Consider the following 20,733-nt stretch of genomic DNA (forward strand, 5'->3'; position numbering starts at 1 on the left):
ACTCCTGCCTTAAATATCTTAAAACAGGCCGGCCGGTTCCGCTTCCCTATCCCAGCTGTAAATAATCAGTTCCTTACGCTCAACCGCCTTACCACCGCCACCGACGTTGTACTGAATACCAGTCGTGTCCATCTGAAAACACGCAAAGACGCGGCGGATGTCCGGGTGATCATTTAGGCTCAAGATGGCCTTGCCCTTTAACCTGCCCATCAGCTCAGCCATCTTCTCGTACTGAGCAAAATCAAACTCCACGCCATAGCCGGCTGTCTCCCAGTACGGCGGGTCAAGGTAAAACAGTGTGTGGGGCCGGTCATAACGCTCCATGCACTTGAACCAGTCTAGGTTCTCGATGTAGGCACCGGACAAGCGCAAGTGCGCGGCAGACAAGTTCTCCTCGATTCGGAGCAGATTGAGCGGCGGCGCTGTCGTGGCGGTTCCCCACGATTGCCCGTCGACCTTGCCGCCGAAGGCATGCTGCTGCAGGTAGAAGAAGCGCGCCGCGCGTTGCAGATCCGTCAGGGTGTGCGGCGGTGTCTCCTGCAGCCACTTGAACACCTCGCGGCTCGACAGCGCCCATTTGAACTGGCGAACAAATTCCTCCAGGTGATTTTTAACGACTCGGTAGAGGTTAATCAGCTCGCCGTTGACGTCGTTCAGCACCTCCACCTCGGCCGGCGGCCGCATGAAGTACAGCGCGGCGCCGCCGGCGAAGACCTCGACGTAGCAGGTATGCGGCGGAAATTGGGGGATGATGCGGTCGGCCAGGCGTCGCTTGCCGCCGATCCAGGGAATGATGGGAAAAGCCAAAATGTGAACCTCCTAATGTTAGAGTCGAATTACCTCCCCGAGGTAGCACGAGCCTACTTGGTTCACTGGCCTGGCCAGCGTGCCGAGGCTGATTGCCGCTGTTGATGCAGTGACAATCAGCGCTCTGCTTTTTCATCTGGCGGAATGCAGCCCGCAATTACCACCTCCAGTTCCGCCTCATACTTTCGTCCGCGCGGCCAGTCCCGCGCCAGAGCCAGGACGATCTCGCCATCAGTTCCTGCCGGCGTCAGCTGGTCAAACTCGTAGGCCGGCCGATGCGGCACCGACTTTACACATGCTGCAAAAACGGGAACTTCGACCAACTGCGGCGCCAGCGGCGCGCTGCTGCAGCCGGTCAGCAGCAATACAAGCATCCATTTCATCGCACACCCTCCAGCAACAGCCGGACGGCCGGCATGGCTTCGCCGCAGGTGTTGGCGCGCGCGCCTGCGATCTGCCCCAGGGCCGCGTCGTACCTCTTGCCCTTGGCAGCGGCAGCCACCTGTGCCGCCGCGCCGCGCTCCTGCGCCACCAATGTTGCCTTTGCCATCCCATCGATGGCGCGGTTTTGTTCGATGATCGACGCGCGCAGCGCCGCGCTGACGCCCTGCTCTTGCACGAGCGCAGCGCGCGCAGCGTCACGATCGCCAGCGGCAAGCGACCAGCCGGTCCCAGTGGAGCTGGCCACCACCAGCAGCACTGCAGCCAGCGAGATAGTCGTCGCCTTCCATATCCCGCTGACGGCGCCAGCCGCCAGCGTGCCCAGGGCGCTCACGCTAGCACCCGCTGCGCCACCGCGAACAGCGCCAAGCGCTCGGCCAGGCCATTCGCGCCGCCGTTGATGCGCCGCGTTACCTTCACCTGGTCGCCGGCATCGGCCAGAGCATTCAGGCCGCGCATCTGCCAGAACCAGCCAGCCGAGCGGCAGGCGTTGACGGCCTGCTCCAGCAGCTCGGGCTTGACCAGCAGGTCCAGGCCCAGCGCCTTGCCACAGGCGACGTAGTTGCTGCGGCCGGTGACCTGCAGCAGGCCGCGCCCCTTGAAGCGCACACCATCGCCGGCCTGGGCATTGCCCAGGTCCCACGGCAATTGATTCCGGTCCGTTTTCGCCTTCGGCGGCCATGTGGCCGAGAAATCGCGCTCATAGCGAATTTGCGAAGCCGTCGGCCCCCACAGCTCGCGCACATAGATCAAGCTTCCGGACTCGTGGCCAACCTGCGCCAGGAACGACGCTTGGCGCGCGGGCGTCGTGATGCCGAACTCCACCATGGCCGCATTCAACGGCTCCAGGAAGGCGGCCGCACGAGCGCGCGCCAGCGGCATGATCGCCACCAGCTGGGCCAGCATGACCGCGCTCACAGGCCACCCCGCACATCCTTGACGACAGCGGCCGCATCGCGCGCCAGCTCTCCAATGTCCTTGTCACGGCGCTTGTCAAGCCAGCGCACCGTGGCACCCAGCACCCACCAGGCGGGCAAGCCGGCGGCAACCATGAGCGGTGCAGCAATGAACAAGAAGCCCAGTGCCGGGTCACTGTCATACAGAACCGCCACGTCCTTAGCATTGTCGAACAAGGTAGGCCACCAGGAGCGCACGGCAACAACCAAGGCAGGGCCGAACATGATGGACGAGAGCGTGGACACGAAAAATCTTGTAAACGCTTCCTTTTTGTTTTTTGGCCACATGAACATAAATCCCAGAGAGGTTGCGGCAGCGCCGGCCAGGACCGGGATACCAAAAAGTTTAATCAGTGCGCCGCCGGCGGCGGTTGTTTCGATGGCCATGGATGCCTTTCAAAGGGTAAGAATGAAAAAACCCGCCGAAGCGGGTCTAGTCTCTATCTTTACAAAAAAATTATGTCAGCTTGACTTTGATCGTCCCGCTACCTGCAGCAAGCGACTGACGAGCGAAGCCAATGATGGCTCCGTTCGAGTGCTTAATCACCTTCCCACTACTATCCAATTCGACAGCATCGCCAAACGCAATTGGCGATGCTGCATTAGCTACCAAAAAAACTGTGCCACTGTACTGCACTACCCCATAATCACCCGGTGCCGAAAACTCATCCATACTCACGCCATACAGCACCTGACCCGCTTGCCAAGCAATCACACCCTGACGCTCGCCTGATGCTAATGAAACCAGACCATTTCGAGCAATAGAGCCGGATACACAAGTATTGAAGGAATGAATCGAAGAATCTGTAACGCCAAATTTCCCACCAAAAACCTTTTCCCACAGGTCATTTTGTTGGCCCGAGACGGACATCATGCCATTCACATACTCAACTTTGTTCCCACTCATTTCGACCTGAATTGATGGCTGAGAATAATTTCTCAGCCCAAATGCATCTGACCAGACGTAAGTAGCGTACTCAAACTTACATCCTTTGATTACCCATTTATCCAAGCCATAGGTCCCCAGATCTCCAATATCGGTATGGGTGAAAATACAGTTAATGAGATGAAATTCGCACCCCGTACCGACATATTTAATATCTGATGTGTGCGCATACATTTGACCATTGCCATGGCAATTAATTGCCTTAACGATTTGACCCTGGCGCAAACCCACCGCAAGGCTGAGATCATAATGTATAGACGTTGGCGGCTCTTCATTCAATAACGTGCAGTCAACCACTTCCAACAATCCTTGAAGCGCCCAGCCATCGATATGAACCGGAGCCTTACAGTTCTTTGTTATCACCGTCATATTGCGCAAGGCAGCGTACTCAATACTTTCGCCGTAATACATCGGGTCAAAACCCGCCTTATTCGAAGAAAATACAGAGTCCCGCTTGATGACCTTTACTCCGTGCCGGCTCTGGCCAGCCACAGTGACATGATTTTTAAATCCCAAACAATTAAAACCGTTGTCGGATAGATCGTACTGTCCATTCATGACCCTAACAACGTACGGTTTGGTACGGCTATTGTCTTTAATGGAATCAAGAGCTGATTTGATGTCCGTATAGTCACAATTTACACCTACGACACCGCCGTTCCTAACCACTTTTTCCTGAGCCACAATCTCTGGCAACGAGTGGCTCGGAGGATTAGCCCTATCCAAAGCTCGCTGAATATTGGAAAAATTACTATGCCAAATTCCGCTTTCTTTGTAGGCAAGTACAAACACCTCTGGCACAAGGTATGGAACTTCCTCCCATACATGAGCCCTTGTTCCTTTCCAAATCGCCGGAGTGCTGCCACGGCAGTCGACCAGGATACAAGTGTTGACCTCAGGAGTTTCAATGACTTCATTACCAGCGACGTAGGAAATGAAAGTACCATCATCACGTCCATAACGAAACGTGCTGATAGAAAATACTGATCCAGCAGTAACTTTTGTCAAGTCCGCAACGTCATAAATCGAATTGACTGTAATGCGTGATCGAATAAATGGATTTGTATCGATCGCTTTCTGAACCGGTGCCAAATTGCTATGCCAAGCACCATTAGTTTTGTGCGCAAATACGAAGCGATCCTTGGTCAAAAATGGATTTTCAAGCCACACGTTTTCCTGCTTCCCGACCGACAAAACAATTGAACCGCCACGAGCATCAGCAACTATATAACCGTTAATACCAGGAACCCTAAGGACCGTCGGTGCAGCATGCAATACTAAACGCCCTGACTGTGTGGCGTAAACGAATTCACCTATGGTCAGCTCGACCCAGGTGCCCGTGATCTTTAAGGCCTGCCAGACATCGTAGACTTCGCCCATTGTTGATAGGCGCGCATTTTTTTCAAGCGCCCGCTGGATAGTCACATAGTCACTATGCCAAATATCACTCTCTTTATATGCCAAGATGATGACATCTTGCACCAGATATGGCACCTCGCTCCAGACGTGGCTGCGAGTTCCTTTTCGTAAAATCGGTACCGCACCACGGCAATCAGCAACAATATAAGTATTTACTTCTGGCGTCTCCAAAAAAGCGCCATTGGCTGTGTACGCAATGAAACTCCCGTCCGCACGGCCATATCGAAACGTACTTATTTGAAACGTCACATCTGCAACGATTGTCGTAAAATCGGCAACGTCATACACTGTCGCAAATCGATGATTTGCTACACGGTCGATAATGCCATTCAATGCTGGGTAGGTTGCCAAGAGGATCGAGGTAGCACTGTTAATACGCCGATACTCATAGGCCGCAACGCTACCGCTACCTTGAACTTTAAAGGCGGCACCGTCGGCGACAGCTGCTCGACCAGTCTCTTCATCTTTGAAGACTCCAGACTGAATCAGCGCAGCATCGCGCGCGGCTTCAGCACCAGACTTGGCCACAAACGCCAACCCGGCCTGCGCGGCCGCCTCAGCTGCATGCTCATATGCGTCAGGAAATTCTGCAAGCGCGCCAGCCAGTGTTCTTTTTGTCTGACCCAACCTGTCCGTAGACGTCGCCGCCGTGGAAGTAGCCACTTCGGCCACATGCGCGAGGTCCAGGCCTCCGTTATCCAAAGCGGTTTTCGTAAGTGCTGACATAGATAACTTTCAAGAGAAATAAAAAAGCTCACCGATGTGAGCTCAACTAAAAATATTCACGCTAGCCAATTACCGACTCCCTGTCTGGTATGGGTAGGTGGTCCATGGCGTAATACGAAGCAGAGTAATTGATCGCACGAATCGTCGGATACTGCGCATCCGACAAGTCAATTTCCTGTACCAGGTAAGCCATTGCATCGCGTGCGCTGTCAGCGGCAAAGCTATAGATGGTACGTATTCCCTCGCGGCCATACGCCGTCACCAGCGGCTCGTTGGGGAGCGCCTGCAGAACCACCCTGTTGGTCGCACTTCCGGCATGGCATTCGATGCTCTCCAGGCTGCCATCCCGCCGCATCAGCACGATGCTGTGCGGCAGGCCGGGCGTGAAGGCCACGTCCTGGCTCAGCGTCAGCTCCAGACCGGCCTGGCCCACAACCTCGCCGTCATACGATTTGAAACGCGTGTTGTCGACGATATCGACGCGGGCGTTCGGCAGCAGGGCGCGCGCATCGCTGGTGGTACTGGTTTCGATGGTGATGCGCTGGCCAATCAGTTTCTGGTACTCGCGGTTGGCCCGCAGCCAAGCCTGCTCAAAGCTGCGGATGCCGGGGATCTCGAATTTCTTAGCCTTGGTGTGCCTGCCATCGAGCGGCAGGGTAATCGTTTCCGACTGCAGTGAGTCCGGGTCGACGTACACGAACTCGACGCCGTCATAGTCGGCATCGTTAGCAAACGCCCTGGTGATCGTCTCCGAGCGCGGCTTTTTGTTGCGATGCGTGAACAACGCTGTGCTTGCAGGCTGGGCACGGTCGAGCGCCAGGCGGATCTTGCCATTTTGCCGGTAGGCGATGCAAAAACCCGCATTGGCGATCATGATCACGGTCTCCTCGAAACTGGTGTTGTCCGAGTCAAAAGTGAAATTGAACTGCCCCACATCGGGCCGCCAGGCATCAAGCTGTTGCTGCACCAACCAAATCTGCCGAATATCCACCTCGCTGGGCAGGTCGCGCCGGCCGATCAGCGGGTCGACCGCCACCGCCGCAATGATGTCGACCAGGCGCGAGGTGGCGGCGATGCTGCCAACCACGTGGCGCCCGTCCGCATCGAAGGCACCAGAGAACGCAGTACCGTCATAAACCGGCAAGCGGCGCGAAGCTAAGCAGTTCAGCTGACGCGTCTTCATCGTGGTGGCGCGCGCGGTTGCCTGAGTCACTGTATGCACAGTGGTCTTGTTGCCGAACTCGGCCCTGTCGACAGGCGAAACGGCATACACATCCTGCCACTTGATCTCGTCAACGATGGTGCCCTTGAACGCATAGTCGTATTGGCTCACGCGCCGCATGCGCACCCTGGCTGGTCCGGTCCAGGCCGTGCGCCGCTCGATGGTTTCAGCGCGCTCGTCTTGCACCGCACCAGTCAAACTGCCCGAAACAACTTCCACGGTGCCGGTGGGAACTAGGGCCGCAGTCAGACGCTCGATCTCGATGACGAATGTCACCGTCGACGATGTTTTTCCGCCATCGTCGCGGAACATACCAGTAGGCGCCACCACGTTGCACCAGACCTCGGTGCGATCCTTGCCTGGCAGCGTCACCCAGTCCGTATAGTCGCTGACGTCGGCCAGTTGTACGCGCACGCCGCTGGCAGTGTAGTCGGCTGGCCAGGCCACACCCAGCAGTTCGACATAGCCGTCGTCAATAACGCCGATCTCGTAGTTGCCGCTATAGTCACGCGCCGCTGCAAAACTGGCGGTGCTCGATTCTTCGTCGACCACCGTCCCAGCCACAACCAGTGTCGCCGCGTTAGGTTTTGCCGTCACGGTGCGCGAGCCATTGTTGGAGGAGGTACCGCCCACCGTTACCACGTCGCCCACGACGATGGCAACGAACAACGCCTCTCCCGACGTATCGACTACCTCCTTCGTTGCAGCCGAAAATCTTACCGCGCCCGTAGTCGTCACGACCTTGGCCGCACCGCTGATCGTCAGTACGTCGCCCAACGCCGCCACTGCATTAAAGTTGGGCTGCTTGTTTAATTGCGTCAGACGATAGCCACGGCTAAACGTGTAAGTGCCGGTTGCCGGCAGCTGCACCTGGTTCAAGGCCTTAAGCGTGATGCCATCCACCTCGACCGCGCGCCGTGCTGAGAGGATGTTGTCTATGATCGGATCGCCAATCTGCAGCACCGGGTCCCCGCTGTTAGGCGAGGTGAATGGGGCGTAAAACGCAGCACTGGCGCCCCGGATATCGGCAATCAGCGTGTCGCCATCCTGCACCTCATCAATGTCGTAATAGCCGCGCCCCACGCAGTAGTAGCCATACTCGAATTTGCGATGGCCGATGTACTTGGTATAGGTCGGCATCATCAGCGACGGAATCGACAGCACTGTGCCATAGATGTCCTCCACCCGCTCCAACAGCCTCACCTTGTTTTCCCGCTGGCCCAGCGAGTTATTCGGGCTTTGCTGCGTGCGGTTGACGTTGCCGGGCATGACCGGTTTCGGCATCAGTACCATAGCAGCCACTGCCATGACGGCCGCGATCACATACGGTATCCAGGCAGCGGGAATACCTGGCGACTGCAGCACCACATACTCATCACAATCGTTGGCCAGAATCGCCCCGGCATCATGGCTGATCTCGGTGGCAGCCGACGGCTCACCTGCGAAGACTTGCACGGTGACGCGCGGCGCGTCACCGTAATGCTCCAGCAGCCAGTGGGCCAGGCTCTCGGCCTCGAACAGCAGCGGCGCCACCGGCGCGAACGGCGATTCAAACAAACGGATGCGCGTCATGGCGTTTTGGCCCAGTATTCGATCAAGGGATAGGCGTCGCCAATCACTGACAACTCTTCATAACGATTGCCGTCCACCAGCCCGTGCAGCACCCTGCCAGCGTAAAACACGCCACAGTGATGCAAGCCCATCGCCTGGGACTTACCCATCAGGACGATGCAAAAATCGCGTGGCACGTCGATCTGGGCGAATCCGGCCGGGGATTTATGTAGGGCGATGCGGAATGCGCCGGCAATCGCCCGGATCGAGCTGTTGATGGTGCGGTAGTCGGTCACCGACTGGCCAAGTTCGCCGGCATACACATCGGCCACCAACTGCCAACAGGGCGGCGCGTCGTATTGACGCGCCAAGTAGTCATTGACGTTCATAAAAATCCTCTCAGCATGGGAATATCGCGTGGCACGTACAGCTCGCCGGTGCGTGTGACGTTCAGGCGCGGCGAGACGGCGCTGATACCCGCCGCGCCCAGCATGTATGTAATGCTCTCGGCCTGCAGCACCGCGACTGCCTGCGGGTCATGCAAGTCATCGCTCAAGTATTCGCGGTAGACCACGCGTACTTTTACCTGTGTGGTCAGCGGCACGCGGTCCATTTCGGCCTGGAACTGATCCTGCTCGTCCGCCTCGATCAGGCCGATACGGATATCGAACTTCTGGTCCAGGTGGCCCTGACTACCGGCCAGCTTGGTCTCGATATTGCAGGGCATCATGGTGACGACGCTGCCATCCTCCGTCGTCACCTGGCCAGGGTAAGGTTCGCGCCACAAATAGAACACCCGGCTCATGGCCGGGTGACTGATTTGCAGGGTCTGAATCGGCCATACTGCCTGCGGTGCCGATACCAGAAAACGCCTCAAGCGGCTAGCAATGTCTAAACTCATCAGAAATCCAATACGTTGGTGTCGACGTTGGCGAACTTGGCCAGGCGCGCCAGCAGCTTGTGCGAATCATCGCCGTAGGCCATGTACACATCGATCAACGCAGCCGCGTCGGCGGCCGTCATGTCATATACCTTGCTCTCGGCTTCCACCACAAATGCCACCACCATGGCGATACCACCGGTGCGCGAGGCTGAATAGGTACCGGGAACAATATTGACCGCATGCATTTCGGTACCGAAGCCGCTGTCGAGCGGCATCTCGAAGGTGACGGAACCTTTTAAAATGATGTGATGAAAAAAGGCTGTCCAGACGGAAAACTTCAGCTTATCGAGAATCAGGGTGACGCTGAACTGCTGCGTCCCCCGTCCATAATCAAGGCTGTAGCGCGCGGCGCCACCGGCAACCTCAGTACGCAGCACGCCACCTGGCCCGTCATGCGAGTACGCAGCCACGGTAGGCGTCAGTCCAGTTGGAAGTGTTGGCATTAGGCACGGCTCCTTTGCGTGTTGAAGTTTCGGCCCATGCCACGGCTGACCTTGCTATTCGGGTCAGCCATCTGTGCAGCCACGGAACTGACTGCATCCTCGACAATCAAGGCCCATTCATCCTCGGATACCCGTTGCGTCGCCTTAATGCGCTGCGGCGTGCCGGTATTGACCACCGTCCACTTCACATCGCCACCGCTGCCGCCGCCAAGCTTATTATTCGGAATGATCGTGCCGTGGGAGGTGGGCTGGAATACCTCCGGCCCTTTCTCTCCCACGATGAACGCGCCACCACTCCATACCGGTCCACCCTTTTCGCGCATGCCGGCGATGGCCATTCCCGCCACCATGCCCGCGCTGGCGTACCCAGTAACCCGGATCATCGTAGCCATAGGGATACCAAAGATACCCAGCTGGGCACCGGCCTTGGCGGCGGCGACCTCCGTGTTCAAGAGGATCTCGGCCACGGCGATTGCCTTGCTGGCCAGAAAAACCGATTTACCCAGAGCAGATTGCTCCTTGCCAGACTGCTGCATCAATCCATACAACTGATCGGCGGCACTACCGGCCGCCCCCAAGGACTGCAACTGATAGGAGGATTGCATTTCCATCATCGCCAGGGTATGCCGCTGGTTTTCCTCCTCGATCAGACGATTGCCTTCCACCGTATTCTCCAGCTCGGCATCGCGGAAGGCCTGCAGATCCTTCAGGCGGTTGGCGTACTGCTCGTTTTCCAGCTGCTCCGGTGTGCGCAGGGTTTCGCCGATCTGCTGGGCCACCGACTGAGTCGCGGCCTTGTTGACTTGCGTCACCTGTTTCTTACCGTCCTGGCGGAACTGTTCAACCGATTCGTCGCTGATATTGCCTTTTTCACGCGCGAGCCTGATCTTTTCCTCGATGTCGAGTTCAATACGGCGCTGGGCGGTGAGCTTGGCCACCTCCAGGGCAGACTTGCCGTACAGCGTATTTTCAAATTGCATCTGGCTGATCGACTGGCTCTGCTGCAGGTTCCAGTCTTTTACCAGCTTGTTCAAGTCGCTTTGCGCCCTGGACAATTCCAGCTTGAGCATGGTGCTGTCCTGGTCAGCGTCCTGCAGCGCCTTCGCCTTTTTCGCCTGCAGGTTGACAATCGCCTGCTGGTCATCATCGCGGTCGGACACCTTGACGGCCTTGGCCTGGTGCGCCTTGAGAAGGGCAATTTCCGCGTCGTAGGCCTTGATAGTAATGGCCAGGCCCGAATCAAGTGCCTTTTGCAAATAATCGTTATATGCCTCCTGGTCGACAATGTCCTGGCTGCGCAATTCCGCCATGAACTTGTTGCCGAATTCCAGAGCATTCTGTTGCTTGGACAAGCCATCTTCCAAGCTTTTCAGGCGCATATCGAGCAGCTTCTTCGCTTTTGCCGCCGCTGCCTCGACTTCATTCTCACTTGCATAAGCAAGGGTTTTCTTAGGCTCGTCCGGCGTATCGGCCGCTGGCGTCTCCCCTGAGGGAGTACGCTTTGCAATCCGGCCGAGAACCGATTGCTCCATCATGTTGGCCGGGTTATTCCACAAGTTGGAAAGGTCTTGATTTGCCTCCTCAACAACCTTATTACGGGCATCAAGATCCTTCTGGAATTCATCATTAGAAGACTTACCGTTGAGCTTGTTGTAAATCGCCCCATACGGACTAAAGTTCTTGATAGCGGAGCCAACAACGCTGATATCCGCATACACGGATTTAAAGCTTCCTGCCACCGTATTCAGGATGCGAGGAATCAGAATGGCGACGTCTACCACCCTAGCCAGTCCGACGGCCAAGTTGTCGCTCCATTCCACCACATTCACGCCTTGGAGATCGCCAGCCCCCTTCTTCAGATCAGCAAAGGCTTCTACGAAGTCAGTCATCGCCGGCAACGCATCTACCACAATCTGGGTGACCAGGGCCTCATGCTTGACCTTCAAAAAGCCGACCTGGTCCTGATAATTGGCCGCAGCTGTTGCGGCATCAGCGCTGACGCCCTCGAAGCGGTGAAGGTGATCATTGACGTCATTCATGTAGGGCAAAAGGTTTGCCCCTGACTTGCCGAGCAAGTCATTCATCAGTGCGGCCTTACCAGTACCATCGCTGTAGTTTTGCAACTTCTTCGCTATTTCGATAAAGGTGGCGGACGGGTCCTGATTCTTCAGGTCACGCGTGGATATACCCAGCGCCGTCAACGCTTTGCGCACTTTGCTGCCCTCGTCGTCGACGCTCACCAGCCCCTTGGACAACTTCACCAGACTGGCATCCACGGCACCGAAATCAGCGCCCGTTGCGGAAGCCAGCTGGCTCAAGCGCGAGAGATTTTCAACCGAAGCCCCGGTCTTTTGCGCCATATCATCAAGGCTGGCCAAGGCATCAATAGCGTCGTTTGCCATGCCAACCAGAGCATCGACCGACAGGCTGACGCCGATCAGGCCGACGGCAGTGGCCACCAAACTGGCGGCGCCCTGCATCCGCTGCATCGCCGCCTCGGTGCCTTGCGCCGCACGTTCCATGTTGGCTTGATAGCGTGCAATGTTCGCCTCAAGAATGACGACGAGCGAACCCAAACTTGCCATGTTGTACCTCTTTATGATGAAGGTCGAACGCCAAACAAAGCCGCCCGCAGCAGCTGTCCTTGCGCCACTGGGTCATCCAATAGCACTGGCTCAGCCTCTTCTTGCTGTTGCCCGGTATCGCGCCAGTAAATAAAGTCGTCCGCTTTATACGGCTCTGGACGATCCTTGGAACTACGGTTGACATTGGCCAATAAGGAACAGGCAACGCCGTGCCGATAATCGGCAACCAGCTCACCGAATGGCTCCAGCGAGTAGTAGGCCATCCACTCGGTGAACTCAGCTGATGAGATCTCCAGCTGGGCCTGTCTTACCGACTTGCCTAGCTCTTTGGCAAGACGGAACCAGAATCGCCGCTCTGGCCGCTCACGGAGTTTTTTGCCGCTTCGGCATCCGATTTTCCGCCCAAGCCATTCAAGCGCATGGCAACTTCAGCCGGTCCATCCAGCGAAGCCGCAGACTTGGCCTGCAGCGCTTCAACGTCACTCAACGTGAACAGGCAGGCGCCCGTTTCGTCGACGATTGTGGCCGCCAGCAAGGCCGCCGAAAAGCGCCCGACTGGCACACCGGCTTCGGATGCAATGGAAGCACGGAAGGCATCGCGCTCCATGCCCGTCATGGCACGGACCCGCACCTTGCCGCCCCAAGCTGGTACGGCCACGTCTTCATGCTTCAAGTCGTTTGCGGCCAGGATGGCCGACTTGCTCAACAGGCCGCTCATGACCACACCACCGCGCCAGTGACCTTGGTATCAATCGTGCCCTTGAGCACCGCGTTTACACCGCCCGCGACTGGCATGGATTTAACCAGGATGTCAAAGGTTGCCACCACTTCGTCGGGAAAGGTCAGCTGCAGGCTGGTGCGTGCGCCGCTGACCAGCGCCGCACGCAGGGCCATTTGCCCTGGATCGGTGTGCAAGGTCTTCGCTTCCATGCTGAACTTGCCGTTGTCGACCAGGCCATTGATGTATTCCATCGCGGTGCTATCGAGATCGGTAACGTCAATATCCGAAGCCGAACCGTCCAGGCCGTTGAAGGAAATAACGCCCTTGATCTTGGTCCAGGCCGGGGCCAGCGCGGTGCCCGTATTGATGGCCAGGTCACTGCCCTGTGCCGAAATGCCGCCGGTTGCCATAGGTAACTCCTCAAAAAAAAGGCCGCCATCAGGCGGCCGAAAAAATGGATGACACGCTAGGCACTCAGGCTTAGCGTATCGGTTCGGTATTGCGCACGGTAACGAGTGGTCAGCATGCAAGCCTGCCCATCCGTATTGGCGAACATGGGAGCGTTTGTTCCAACCTCCCATATCTGTAGCAAGTTGTCGGCCCTGTACGCCATCAGCAGCGGATGTGCTGCTTCCATGATGCTGTCTGCTTGCTGGTCAGGCACGTCGCTGCGTGTGATGACGCTGACAAGGATCTCGCACTCCCTGATAGTTTCGCCCGACAGATCGGACTCAACGTCCTCGGCACCACGATGGATCACCAGTACTGGGCTTTCCTCGCGGCTAAAAGCCGCCGAGATGGAGCGCTCGACCTGCGCAGGAAACGACGGAGCACCCGAGAGCATCGCCATCAGCTCCTGGATGAATGTCTCGCGCAGGGTCATGGCCGCACCCTTTCCAGCAGGGCCGTGACAAACGTTCCATCCTCATTGGCCAGTGGCGTCTGCCGCACCTTGTACTGGACGCAAGCAATGGTGAGGACGAAGCCTTGCCGTAGTGTCACATCGCTTGCCAGGTACTCGATGCTGTAGTCGGTGGTATGCACCATGCCATCCAGTACGACCTGGTCGGGACGCTTGAAGCCGCCCATAAAAACTACCAGATCGCCGATAGGTGGCTGGTAACTTACTTCATCGAGCATACCCACACCCTGAAATGCGCTCCAAAAGCGCTCCGCATGGAAAGACACGCTGCCACCGCTTAGGCGCTGACAGCGCCGCCATTCAGGCGGACATAGCCAGCCGACGAAGGATTTGCCGCAACGGCGGTGGCGACGCCAATCAAGTCGCCCTTGGCCGTATCGGTATCGCAGCGCTTGGTGGCGTCGTCCCAGTAGATGCGCGCGCCGATTGCCCAGGCTTGGGCGCCAGTTTTTGGTAACATGAAAACACCATCGGTGACGCCTTCCACTGGCGTTCCGGCGAGCGCATCCGTAGATGCAATAGCGAACAGCGCACCGACTTGGAAGCCGGCGCCACTCAAAACGTCATAAGGCGCTGGCAACGTCAGGGTGTTACCTGGTTGAATAAAATTTTTCATTTCGATTCCCAACAAAGAAAAGTAAAGTTCCCACCACCGAGGTGGCGGGCACCAGCCCGGCCAGCGCTTAAGCGCCGGCGTTTTTCCACAGGCCGCGGTGGTCGACCACCTTGGCCGCGAAGTCCAAGCGCGCCTTGACCTTCATGCCGTCCACGTCGAAACCGATTTCGTTCTCGATCCAGACGCCTTCGGCGCCATCGAGCCAACAGTATTCGACGGTATCGATCTCGCCGCTGTTCGATGCCAGGTACCACGCCGTCGGGCTGTTGCCGTCCAGCAGAGGCTCGACAATCGGTTCGACCGCCGTGCGGCCGCCGGCGCGGAACTCATTCACGTCGCCTGCCTTGGCCGGCACGTAGTTGCTGCTGGTGTACTGGTATGCCAGCTGCTCTTGCGCCGTCGGCACGATCAGGAAGTTCGGCACCACGTTCAGCTCTTCGCCGGCCAGGCCTTTCTGCAGGCGCATCTGGCTGCGGCCCTTACCCAGCGCCGCCGCCGAAATCGCGCCAGGATCACCGAGGTTGCCATGATCCGCGCTGAACAGCTGCTTGCCGTCGCCCATGGCTGGGTTGCCGGTGAGCTGTGCGTACACCAGGCGATTTTCCAGGCGGCTGGCCGAAGCGCCGAAAGCGGCAACTAAGCGGTCCAGGGCGCGCAAATCATCGTTGACCAGGGTCTGGCGCGATACCGCCACGATGCGGCCATACGTCACCACGCCGTAGGTTTCACCGGCGTCGTTGATGGTGCCGTACTGATACTCGCCCGCTTCATTGAGTTTCAGCAGGTCCGGTGCGCCGCCCATTTGCACCACTTGCATTTTCTTGAAGTCTGGCGCATTCGGGGCACGGCGCGCCCACAACTTGTAGGTGCGCTCGGCTTCCGCATACGCCTGGCGCAGGCGCTTGTTCAGTACGTTCGACAGGATGGCCGGGAAGTCGGACGTGGTGTGCATGGCACGGCCGGCAATCTCGATGCCCGACAGGCCGCGCACGTTGACGCCAGCGTGATCGAGCGTTTCTTCAGCCATGCGCAGCAGCGACATATGGCGGTACTGGCGCGCATGCTCAGGCAGCGCAACGCTTGGGTTCAGGCGATGCACGATGGCGTCCGTGATCGCGGCACGGCGGTTATCCGTCTCGTCGCTGACAGTCTGGATATGCGCGCCAGAGCGCGTCGGCGTGGCCGCACTACGTTTGGCCTTTTCGCGCAGCACGGCCAGGCCTGCGCCTTCGGCCGTCATGTCACGGTTGCTGATCAGTTGATCTGCGTAGGCCGGCTCCAGGCCGCCCAAGGTGACGGCTTCGCGGATGCCGCTTTGACGTTCGCCTTCCAGGCGCGCGCCCTCGGCACGCGCCTCATCGAGTGCGCGCTGGTTGACTGCCGTTTGGCCTTGATCGCCGCCGGCTGGTGGCGCCGACGTCGTGTTGTTTGCTGCACCTGGCATGGTGTTTTCCTCTCTGGTGTGATCGACGGCGGCTGCCGGCGGGGTAGTTGATGCTGGAATACTGCGGGTTGAAAAATGACAGGGCGCCATGCGCACGGCCGGCCCGGTGTTCGGCTTGGACAGATCGTCGCTACGCACGCCGCAGTCGGCGTCGGCGCCGATGGGCACCAGCGACACTTCGGTCGGCTCCCAGTCGATGGCCACATAACGCCACGACTCACCCTCTTTCATGGGCGGGATGCGGTCATAGGCGTACACGTTGTAGCCAACCGAAACATTGCCGATGATCTTGTCGACCACATCCTGGTAATACGGCTCGACGTCGGTGCGCTTGGAAAACTCCACCGTCGCATGGCCTTCGTCGCCGGCCAGCGAGGCGCTGCGGATCACGCCCATCACGGAACTCAAGTCCCAGCGCGAATGGGTGTTCAACAGTGGAGCGCGCCCGGACTCGAAACGGCCCATGCGAACGTGCTTGGGGTCGAGGCTCAGTTCCTCGATGTAGTAACGATCGTTGTACCAGTCATAGCGGCGCACGCCGGCGCCGGCAGTCCACACCAGGTCCACGGTGCGCGTATCACCTTCCGGCACATTGATGGGCGCCAGGCGCGTCATCATCGGCATTTGCAACACTTCAGTTGCGGCATTCGGATTCGGCATAATTTCCTCAAAAAAAACCCGCTGGGGTAAGCCAGCGGGTTGCAAACAACATAGGTGGAACTACTCGACGCCCATCACAGCGGCGGCCGTTGCCGCGTCGATCAACTTACTACTGACGGCAGCATCTGAATCGCTCAGGATGCCAAGCTCCGTCATGCGTTTGCGCTCCTTCGCGATTTCGGTAAATACTGCTTCCGGGTCATCGCCGCGTGACCGAATCGCTTCGGACAGGCTTTGCAGGGTGCCGCGTATGGCTTCCTTGGTACCCAGCACTTCCTTGTACGGGTCGACATACTCCAGTTTCGGCATCGTCCAGACAAAGCGCTTCGATGGCGTCCGCTGCGCACCGGCCAACCTGGCCGCCTGCTGGAAGCGCTGCGCAATCGGATTGAGTACCATCGGCACCAGGCACAGCCACTGCTCCTGCTTGATACGCTGGCGGAACTCCACCAGACCAGCGCGGATCGAGCTGTAATTGACGCGCGACAAGTCGCCCGTCAACTGTTCGTAGGTGACGCCAGCGCCAACTGCAATAGCGTGCAGCTGCGTGGCAGCATATTCGCCATAGCCGCTGAATGCCGCCGGCGCCCCGAAGTCGACGCTCTCGGCGTTGTTCAGGTATTTGATCATGCCCGGCGCAACCTTTTCGTTCGTCCCGGCATTGCTCTGCACTTGGCCAAGGCGCGCCGATTCATTATCGGTACGCACGAAGGCAACAAAGCACGCCTCGATTTTCTTGCGCACCAGTTCGGCCTGCTCGTAATCACCCAGGTCACGCAAGCGCATCAGCGAGACGGCAAATTCCGGCATGCCGCGCACTTGCGACGGTCGGCGTTTGCGGTAGTAATGCAGCACCTCGCTGGCCGGCACACGCTTGCTTTGCAAGCGGTTACCACCAATGATCAGCACCTCGCCGGGATGCGACGGGAACAGCCAGTACGCCAGGCGCTGGCCGATGACGTTGTATTCCACACCAGCAATGGCGTAGTTGCCATTGTCGAGTGGGCCGGTCTTGAGCGTATCGAGGTGATCCGGCTCAAGTACCTGCAGCTGCAGCGGCACCACCAGGCCATCTTCGGGACTCCGCCAGCGAAAACGGATAAGCACTTCGCCACTTTCATAGCGCGTGCGGGCCGCCAGCTCCATCAAGCCATTGAAGTCCAACTGGCCGTCCGCGTCGCAGTACTCGCACCAGTCGTCCCACAGCGCCTGATCAGGCGCCTTGCCGACAATGCCGATGCCGACCGTGTTGGTGACCAGGGCATTCAACGCGGCGCTTGCGTACTCGTTATTGCGCACCGCCTCACGGGCGCGGTTGCGCACGATGGACAACGCCGGCAGCACTTCCGCATTGGCACTGCCGCTGCCTGCCCGCCATCCATCCCCACGCCGCCCTACCTTGGCCGCCTCATAGGCACGCGCCATCTCTAGTGCCATGCGCGCCTGCGTGCGCCGCACGCCATGGCCGGGACTGATGAAGTTGACGGCACGGTCGAGCCAGTTCATATCGGTCATCGCACCCATGTCAGTCCCGCGAAAAAACCGTCAAAGTCGCCGGGCCACGGTTGGACATCGCCGGCGCCGCCAGTGCGCCCGAGGCCATCAGTTGGTTCTTGACCATTTCATAGGCCTTCGTCAGATCGGCCATATTGCGGTAGGTAACCTTCTTGCCGTCATACTCAATCGACAGCTCGCCGCTGCCGATGGCCGCTTCCAGCGCGGATAGTTGTTTCAGTGTAAATGCCATCGTTTTTACTCCAGCCAGTTATCGGTGCCGCTGAGCCAGTCGTCGTCGTGGTGCTGCGCGACGGCCACAGCGGGCGTGGGTGTTTGTGCAGACGTCTGCACTGATGCTGTCGGGTACTCGATGCCGGCGGGCGCTTCCGCCGTCTGCGCCCCCATCCTGATCGGAGCACTGAACAGGTCGCCAATGACCGGTTCGACCATGCTTTCCAGCTGCGTCCAGTCAGCGTCGCGCATGGTGTCCAGGCGCAGCAGCGGATGAAATGCCGCCGCGAAGGCATACACAAACAAGTCGATCACCTCATTTCGCCGGCCAGCAATTTTGCGGTAGGTCTTCTTGGTTGAGTCATACACCTCGGCAGTCAGCTGCTCGAAGTATTCGTCCGACAAACCAATCGGAAAGTGAATGAAACGCTCTTCCGGCACGGCCTCCTCGTCTGAAGCGATATAGTTGAACAACAGAGACTTGCCGGTATCGCTACCCACCATCCACAGTTGCACCCCGCCCTTGATCACCTTACCCTTATGATTGACGTCCTGTATCGATGGCCGACCGATCACCGGCTTGCCGCTCATCGACCAACCCTTCACAGCAAACACCCCGGCATGCCGATGCAACCTGGCATAGTGATACACCTCATGTGTATGGTGGCCGCCGGAGTCGATGGCGCAGGTCTGCACCCGCATCGAGACACCGAAGCTGTTTTCTATCGGCCGCTCGCGTATCGCCGTCAAACGCGTCCATACATCGTCCTTCGCCGGATCGCCATCGATGATGTTGTAATCGATCACCCAATGACGCTTGCCCCTGCCGAAGCCCAATATCTTGTACTCCAGCCGGTTACCTTGCACATCGACGGACATTACGAGGGCTAGACAGCCGACGGGGATAGTGCGCAGTTCATAGGCCTCGCGCCGCTTTGCGATCTCGGCACCCTTGATCTGCCCGCTCAAATCCTCCCAACACTCGGCCAGCTCGTTGTTGACGAACACTTTCAAAGCGACAGGGTCGTTTGCCGCAGCCTCGAATTCACCGGCAAGCACATCCCACGCACGCCACCCAAGCGGCGCGTACATACTCGGCAGATGAAAGCTGGCCACGCCGGGTTCGCCCACCGCAGTCGGCAGCCAGTGGGCGTTGATGTATCCCTTGGTCTTCCAGACCGATTCGGTATTCAGGGCGCCGCAGCACTCACAGGCGTACGCCACTTTCCCCGGCTGGCCCTTGGGCCACTTCATATTCGGCCACTTGAAGAACTGTGGCGCGCGGCAGTCGGGGCAATGCACCATGTAGTGCTGTTTGTCGCCCCGCTCGTAGTTCCGGTCGATCGCCGAGGCGCCTTTGATCGTCGGCGTGCTGTTGCCGAAGATGCGTGCCTTCCTGCCAAAGTTACTGGTGCGCTTGCGCGCCAGCTCTTCGGGACTACCCTGGTTGCCGATATCGCCGGCATACTCGTCCATCTCTTCGAGCAGCACATAGCGCATGGTCGACGACTTCAAACCACCAGGCCGGTTTGCACCGATCAGCTGGATGAAGCCACCCGGAAACTTCTTTCGCCGCTTGGTGTTATCAGCACCCTTGATGCCGGCATCGAGCACCCGCTTGCGCAGCGCCTTCGTCGATTCGCGCATCGGCTCGAAGCGCGAAAGTTCCCACTTTTCCGCGTCCTCCACTGTGGCAAACACCGCGAGGATATTGCCGGCCGCGCTGGTGATGCTGTGGCCTATGAAGTTTTCGCCGAGTGCCGAGCCGCCCAACTGGTGGCCCTTCTTGAGATACACCTCGCGGTATTTGCTGTTGGGCGACAGCGCATCCATGATGCCCACCAGGTACGGCGTGCGGCTATTACGCCAGGCGCCAGGTTCCGGGCTGTCTGGCGGAAGGATGCGGTTGTCTTGCGCCCAGTCGCTGATCGACTGTTTGCTATCGGGCAGGATTGCTTCACCGATGGCACGCAGGAATTCGTCCGTTGCCCCCATCTAATCCTCCGACTCGGCCACCAGCTGGCCGACGTCAACGCTGGCCAGCGCAGCGGACAGTTCGCGGTCCAGCAATTCCTCGCAAACATGCGGATCAGTCTCGGCAGCCAGTTGGTCCTTGATACGCGCCGCCACGTTCAGTACGGAATCGCGGATGGCGCGAAACGAAGTGAAGGCGATGCGCTTGGCATCGTCGACGTTGATCAATTGCCCGAGCAGCTGCTCGTACTCCAGCTGGTGCTTGGCCGCCACATAGTACTCACGCTTTGACCTGTTCTCGCGGTATTCACTGGCGCTCTTGTCGCTGCCGGTTAACTCTTCGGCCGCCGGCTTGTCGGCCTCCTCCCCCGCCGGCGCAGCAAAAGAAATTTCTTTTTGAGCCAGGGGTGTGGCGACTTCAACGGCGCTGACCGCAATGCGCGACGCATCCGTGTTGACGTCCCATTCACGATCCGCAACAGCGGCATCAATCTTCTTGTCAGCGTTCGCATTGATTCGGCCAGCACGCAGCGCTTTTTGTACGGCGCCCAGGCTCACGCCGCGATGACGGGCGTACTCTCGATATCCCATCAGCATAGTGACTACCTCAGTGACTGCGGCAGTGACTA

Annotated in this window: 22 protein-coding genes; all 22 read right to left on the reverse strand. The window is 58.4% G+C overall.

Annotated elements, in window-relative coordinates; genetic code table 11:
- Window positions 1–18 precede the first annotated feature (18 nt).
- Window positions 19–807: a DNA adenine methylase gene (locus O0879_RS14385; RefSeq protein ID WP_289916989.1), complete on the reverse strand. Its 789-nt coding sequence runs from the start codon at window positions 805–807 to the stop codon at window positions 19–21.
- Window positions 808–923: 116 nt separating this feature from the next.
- A complete protein-coding gene (locus O0879_RS14390; protein WP_289916990.1) occupies window positions 924–1,190 on the reverse strand; it encodes a hypothetical protein in 267 nt (88 codons plus the stop codon).
- The gene (locus O0879_RS14395; protein WP_289916991.1) at window positions 1,187–1,582 is read right to left on the reverse strand and encodes a hypothetical protein; all 396 of its coding nucleotides are present in this window, start codon (window positions 1,580–1,582) and stop codon (window positions 1,187–1,189) included. The genes O0879_RS14390 and O0879_RS14395 overlap by 4 nt, the downstream gene beginning before the upstream one ends.
- Window positions 1,579–2,166 carry a glycoside hydrolase family 19 protein gene (locus tag O0879_RS14400; protein WP_354670187.1) on the reverse strand — a complete coding sequence of 196 codons (588 nt, stop codon included), beginning with the start codon at window positions 2,164–2,166 and terminating at the stop codon, window positions 1,579–1,581. Before O0879_RS14400 ends, O0879_RS14395 begins: the two co-directional genes overlap by 4 nt.
- Window positions 2,163–2,591, reverse strand: coding sequence for a hypothetical protein (locus tag O0879_RS14405; protein WP_289916992.1), 429 nt, complete (start codon window positions 2,589–2,591; stop codon window positions 2,163–2,165). The genes O0879_RS14400 and O0879_RS14405 overlap by 4 nt, the downstream gene beginning before the upstream one ends.
- 70 nt (window positions 2,592–2,661) lie before the next feature.
- On the reverse strand, window positions 2,662–5,295 hold the full coding sequence (locus O0879_RS14410) for a DUF2190 family protein (RefSeq protein WP_289916993.1): 2,634 nt from the start codon (window positions 5,293–5,295) through the stop codon (window positions 2,662–2,664).
- 61 nt (window positions 5,296–5,356) lie between these two features.
- The gene (locus O0879_RS14415; RefSeq protein WP_289916994.1) at window positions 5,357–8,089 is read right to left on the reverse strand and encodes a host specificity factor TipJ family phage tail protein; all 2,733 of its coding nucleotides are present in this window, start codon (window positions 8,087–8,089) and stop codon (window positions 5,357–5,359) included.
- On the reverse strand, window positions 8,086–8,457 hold the full coding sequence (locus tag O0879_RS14420) for a hypothetical protein (RefSeq protein WP_289916995.1): 372 nt from the start codon (window positions 8,455–8,457) through the stop codon (window positions 8,086–8,088). Before O0879_RS14420 ends, O0879_RS14415 begins: the two co-directional genes overlap by 4 nt.
- Window positions 8,454–8,873 carry a hypothetical protein gene (locus O0879_RS14425; protein ID WP_289916996.1) on the reverse strand — a complete coding sequence of 140 codons (420 nt, stop codon included), beginning with the start codon at window positions 8,871–8,873 and terminating at the stop codon, window positions 8,454–8,456. The genes O0879_RS14420 and O0879_RS14425 overlap by 4 nt, the downstream gene beginning before the upstream one ends.
- A 95-nt stretch (window positions 8,874–8,968) precedes the next feature.
- Complete coding sequence (locus O0879_RS14430) at window positions 8,969–9,454, reverse strand: hypothetical protein (protein WP_289916997.1); 486 nt, start codon at window positions 9,452–9,454, stop codon at window positions 8,969–8,971.
- Entirely contained in the window at window positions 9,454–12,039 is a 2,586-nt protein-coding gene (locus O0879_RS14435; protein WP_289916998.1) for a hypothetical protein, read from the reverse strand. Before O0879_RS14435 ends, O0879_RS14430 begins: the two co-directional genes overlap by 1 nt.
- A gap of 11 nt (window positions 12,040–12,050) precedes the next feature.
- On the reverse strand, window positions 12,051–12,302 hold the full coding sequence (locus O0879_RS14440; protein ID WP_289916999.1) for a DUF4035 domain-containing protein: 252 nt from the start codon (window positions 12,300–12,302) through the stop codon (window positions 12,051–12,053).
- Window positions 12,303–12,358: 56 nt separating this feature from the next.
- Window positions 12,359–12,757: a hypothetical protein gene (locus O0879_RS14445; RefSeq protein ID WP_289917000.1), complete on the reverse strand. Its 399-nt coding sequence runs from the start codon at window positions 12,755–12,757 to the stop codon at window positions 12,359–12,361.
- Complete coding sequence (locus O0879_RS14450; protein ID WP_289917001.1) at window positions 12,754–13,170, reverse strand: phage tail tube protein; 417 nt, start codon at window positions 13,168–13,170, stop codon at window positions 12,754–12,756. Before O0879_RS14450 ends, O0879_RS14445 begins: the two co-directional genes overlap by 4 nt.
- A gap of 56 nt (window positions 13,171–13,226) precedes the next feature.
- Complete coding sequence (locus O0879_RS14455; protein WP_289917003.1) at window positions 13,227–13,643, reverse strand: hypothetical protein; 417 nt, start codon at window positions 13,641–13,643, stop codon at window positions 13,227–13,229.
- Entirely contained in the window at window positions 13,640–13,900 is a 261-nt protein-coding gene (locus O0879_RS14460) for a hypothetical protein (RefSeq protein WP_289917004.1), read from the reverse strand. Before O0879_RS14460 ends, O0879_RS14455 begins: the two co-directional genes overlap by 4 nt.
- A gap of 59 nt (window positions 13,901–13,959) precedes the next feature.
- The gene (locus tag O0879_RS14465) at window positions 13,960–14,298 is read right to left on the reverse strand and encodes a capsid cement protein (RefSeq protein WP_289917007.1); all 339 of its coding nucleotides are present in this window, start codon (window positions 14,296–14,298) and stop codon (window positions 13,960–13,962) included.
- A 67-nt stretch (window positions 14,299–14,365) separates the two neighbouring features.
- A complete protein-coding gene (locus O0879_RS14470; protein WP_289917009.1) occupies window positions 14,366–16,402 on the reverse strand; it encodes a prohead protease/major capsid protein fusion protein in 2,037 nt (678 codons plus the stop codon).
- A gap of 60 nt (window positions 16,403–16,462) precedes the next feature.
- Window positions 16,463–17,926, reverse strand: coding sequence for a phage portal protein (locus O0879_RS14475; protein WP_289917011.1), 1,464 nt, complete (start codon window positions 17,924–17,926; stop codon window positions 16,463–16,465).
- 1 nt (window position 17,927) lies between these two features.
- Complete coding sequence (locus O0879_RS14480) at window positions 17,928–18,149, reverse strand: hypothetical protein (protein ID WP_131687503.1); 222 nt, start codon at window positions 18,147–18,149, stop codon at window positions 17,928–17,930.
- A gap of 5 nt (window positions 18,150–18,154) precedes the next feature.
- Complete coding sequence (locus tag O0879_RS14485; protein ID WP_289917016.1) at window positions 18,155–20,125, reverse strand: phage terminase large subunit family protein; 1,971 nt, start codon at window positions 20,123–20,125, stop codon at window positions 18,155–18,157.
- Window positions 20,126–20,701 carry a hypothetical protein gene (locus O0879_RS14490; protein ID WP_289917018.1) on the reverse strand — a complete coding sequence of 192 codons (576 nt, stop codon included), beginning with the start codon at window positions 20,699–20,701 and terminating at the stop codon, window positions 20,126–20,128.
- Window positions 20,702–20,733 lie beyond the last annotated feature (32 nt).

Source organism: Janthinobacterium sp. SUN120, from assembly GCF_030397735.1.
Lineage (GTDB): Bacteria > Pseudomonadota > Gammaproteobacteria > Burkholderiales > Burkholderiaceae_D > Janthinobacterium > Janthinobacterium kumbetense.

What these genes read in the sequence shown, in the direction of transcription:
- O0879_RS14390 (WP_289916990.1), bottom strand. Translation starts at nt 1,190, where the DNA reads ATGAAATGGATGCTTGTATTGCTGCTGACCGGCTGCAGCAGCGCGCCG.
- O0879_RS14405 (WP_289916992.1), bottom strand. Translation starts at nt 2,591, where the DNA reads ATGGCCATCGAAACAACCGCCGCCGGCGGCGCACTGATTAAACTTTTT.
- O0879_RS14410 (WP_289916993.1), bottom strand. Translation starts at nt 5,295, where the DNA reads ATGTCAGCACTTACGAAAACCGCTTTGGATAACGGAGGCCTGGACCTC.
- O0879_RS14415 (WP_289916994.1), bottom strand. Translation starts at nt 8,089, where the DNA reads ATGACGCGCATCCGTTTGTTTGAATCGCCGTTCGCGCCGGTGGCGCCG.
- O0879_RS14420 (WP_289916995.1), bottom strand. Translation starts at nt 8,457, where the DNA reads ATGAACGTCAATGACTACTTGGCGCGTCAATACGACGCGCCGCCCTGT.
- O0879_RS14425 (WP_289916996.1), bottom strand. Translation starts at nt 8,873, where the DNA reads ATGAGCCGGGTGTTCTATTTGTGGCGCGAACCTTACCCTGGCCAGGTG.
- O0879_RS14430 (WP_289916997.1), bottom strand. Translation starts at nt 9,454, where the DNA reads ATGCCAACACTTCCAACTGGACTGACGCCTACCGTGGCTGCGTACTCG.
- O0879_RS14435 (WP_289916998.1), bottom strand. Translation starts at nt 12,039, where the DNA reads ATGGCAAGTTTGGGTTCGCTCGTCGTCATTCTTGAGGCGAACATTGCA.
- O0879_RS14440 (WP_289916999.1), bottom strand. Translation starts at nt 12,302, where the DNA reads ATGGCCTACTACTCGCTGGAGCCATTCGGTGAGCTGGTTGCCGATTAT.
- O0879_RS14445 (WP_289917000.1), bottom strand. Translation starts at nt 12,757, where the DNA reads ATGAGCGGCCTGTTGAGCAAGTCGGCCATCCTGGCCGCAAACGACTTG.
- O0879_RS14450 (WP_289917001.1), bottom strand. Translation starts at nt 13,170, where the DNA reads ATGGCAACCGGCGGCATTTCGGCACAGGGCAGTGACCTGGCCATCAAT.
- O0879_RS14455 (WP_289917003.1), bottom strand. Translation starts at nt 13,643, where the DNA reads ATGACCCTGCGCGAGACATTCATCCAGGAGCTGATGGCGATGCTCTCG.
- O0879_RS14460 (WP_289917004.1), bottom strand. Translation starts at nt 13,900, where the DNA reads ATGCTCGATGAAGTAAGTTACCAGCCACCTATCGGCGATCTGGTAGTT.
- O0879_RS14465 (WP_289917007.1), bottom strand. Translation starts at nt 14,298, where the DNA reads ATGAAAAATTTTATTCAACCAGGTAACACCCTGACGTTGCCAGCGCCT.
- O0879_RS14470 (WP_289917009.1), bottom strand. Translation starts at nt 16,402, where the DNA reads ATGCCGAATCCGAATGCCGCAACTGAAGTGTTGCAAATGCCGATGATG.
- O0879_RS14475 (WP_289917011.1), bottom strand. Translation starts at nt 17,926, where the DNA reads ATGGGTGCGATGACCGATATGAACTGGCTCGACCGTGCCGTCAACTTC.
- O0879_RS14480 (WP_131687503.1), bottom strand. Translation starts at nt 18,149, where the DNA reads ATGGCATTTACACTGAAACAACTATCCGCGCTGGAAGCGGCCATCGGC.
- O0879_RS14485 (WP_289917016.1), bottom strand. Translation starts at nt 20,125, where the DNA reads ATGGGGGCAACGGACGAATTCCTGCGTGCCATCGGTGAAGCAATCCTG.
- O0879_RS14490 (WP_289917018.1), bottom strand. Translation starts at nt 20,701, where the DNA reads ATGCTGATGGGATATCGAGAGTACGCCCGTCATCGCGGCGTGAGCCTG.